The 1,893-nt window shown below is 51.3% G+C and carries 2 protein-coding genes; both read left to right on the plus strand.

Annotated features, from left to right (window positions below):
• Nucleotides 1-1,464: 3'-5' exonuclease (locus tag AC3A8L_RS19695; RefSeq protein ID WP_487963978.1), on the plus strand; the 1,464-nt coding region annotated here is incomplete at its 5' end.
• Between the two features lie 140 nt (nt 1,465-1,604).
• On the plus strand, nt 1,605-1,769 hold the full coding sequence (locus AC3A8L_RS19700; protein WP_487963979.1) for a hypothetical protein: 165 nt from the start codon (nt 1,605-1,607) through the stop codon (nt 1,767-1,769).
• Nucleotides 1,770-1,893: the final 124 nt, after the last annotated feature.

Consider the following 1,893-nt stretch of genomic DNA (forward strand, 5'->3'; position numbering starts at 1 on the left):
GATGCAATTCCGCGTTTAACGCTTGTTTATGATGTGCTGGCAGCAAGCCTTGCCGACAGGGCGAGAAAACCCCTGGCCGATTGGGTAAAAGGGGCGTGGTTAGCCCTGGGCGGGGCGGCGGCATTAACCCTAGAACAGCAGAATAACGTCGAGCGTTTTTTTGATGCCTTGGCGCAATGCGACGAAGCGCAGTTGGTCGAATATCCCGAGCGCTTGGAAAAATTATTGACTGAGCTTTATGCTTTGCCGGACCCAGAGGCGGGTAGCCAAATTCAAGTAATGACAATGCATAAATCGAAAGGCTTAGAGTTTGATGCTGTTTTTTTGGTGGGGCTAGCGGCGGCGAGCGGAATGCCAGACACCCCGTTAATGCGTTGGCATGAGCAGCTTTTTGATTATCAATTTGTCGGTGATGGCGCCGCCAGTACTTGGCTGTTAAGCCCTGTTGGCGAGCGCGGTCAAGATAAGGATGCGTTATACCAGTGGCTGGGGCATCAGCAAAAAAAACGTGAGCACCTAGAGGCGTGCCGCTTATTGTACGTGGCGTGTACGCGCGCAAAAAAGAATTTGTACTTAAGCGCCGTGCTCAGGCAGAAAGAGGGCGCGGCAATTACTGCGCCTAGCAGTGGTAGCTTACTGGCGCACATTTGGCCCTCGGTGGCCTCAACGTTTGAGCTGCATTGCCAGCGATTAGTCTCTGATCACGGGCTGGCGAATGATGTTGGCGAGGCGAACTTCGTTAATTTGCACCGCATATCACTTGATCAAGTTCAGCACCAGCAGGCCCAGTTGCCGCCCAGAGTGCGCGATTTTCAACCCGTTTCAAATATATTGCCGTCTACCGGCGATGCAACGCTGTTAGCGGCTGACGCTGTCGCTGCTTCTGGTATTGGAAATGGGGATGGCGGCGCTCGTGCTGTGGGTAGCTTGGTGCACGAGGTCTTGGAATTATTAGTGCCGATGGCTCATTCGGCAGGCGTTTTTCCGCCGAAAGTACCAGCCTGGCAGCCGTACTTCCCGGCCTGGCGGGCAAGGCTAGGGCAGTTGTTATTGGGGGCAGCGCCCGAGCTGCAAGTGGCTTTATGCGAAAGGGTCTCAGAGCAATTAAATAAAGTGTTTAGTGATGATTCACCCTTGTGGCAAGAACTGTTGTTGGCTACCGAAGTGCATGCCGAGTTCGCGATTACTGGCTTGGATGCAAAAGGGCTAGCGCAGCAATGGCGAATCGACTTGTGGTGGAAAAAAGCCAATGGCGACGTGCTGTTGCTTGATTATAAATCGGCTGTTTGTCCCGAAGGCTATTCGCCAGTTGATTTTGGCTCTGAGCAGTTAACGCTTTATAGCGATGATCTTGAGCATTATGCGAAGCTGCTCGCCAATTTACTGGCCGAACCCGTTTCTCCCGTCCTATATCTTACCGACACCCATAGCTGGTTAACGCTGCCGAGGATGCAGCCGGGTTAATGTTTTTTTTGGGGGGTGATCTTTAGGAGGCTGGGCTGCAAGGTGTGAAAAGTTTGGTGGTGATAAGTACTTTTAAAAGCATAGAGTCAAATAGCGGATTGATTTAGGTTTTCTGTTCGGTATGCCTTTTTGGGGATTTGATGGGTGGATGTTCTTGTTTTTTTGCCGAAATTAAAACGGCGCTCAGCGCTTACCCCATGCCGGTACGCTTTGAGGATACCGAGCTAAAAGCCTTCCAAGAAGTGGCCTTTACGGTAGCTCATGCCTACCTAGTGGCAGACGAGGAAGAAGACGAGGTGAGCTAACCGCGTTTGTTTGTTTTTAAAACCTCGGCTTGCTGGGTTTTTTTTATGGGTGAAAGAAAAGTGACGGCGTGGGTGTAGATTTGGGTGTCCTTTGTATCTGTGTCGATGCCGGCATAAACCTCTG

The sequence above is a fragment of the Marinagarivorans sp. genome, assembly GCF_982758155.1.

Bases quoted from the DNA above. Each gene is read 5' to 3' on its own strand.
- AC3A8L_RS19700 (WP_487963979.1), top strand. From the start codon at position 1,605: ATGGGTGGATGTTCTTGTTTTTTTGCCGAAATTAAAACGGCGCTCAGC.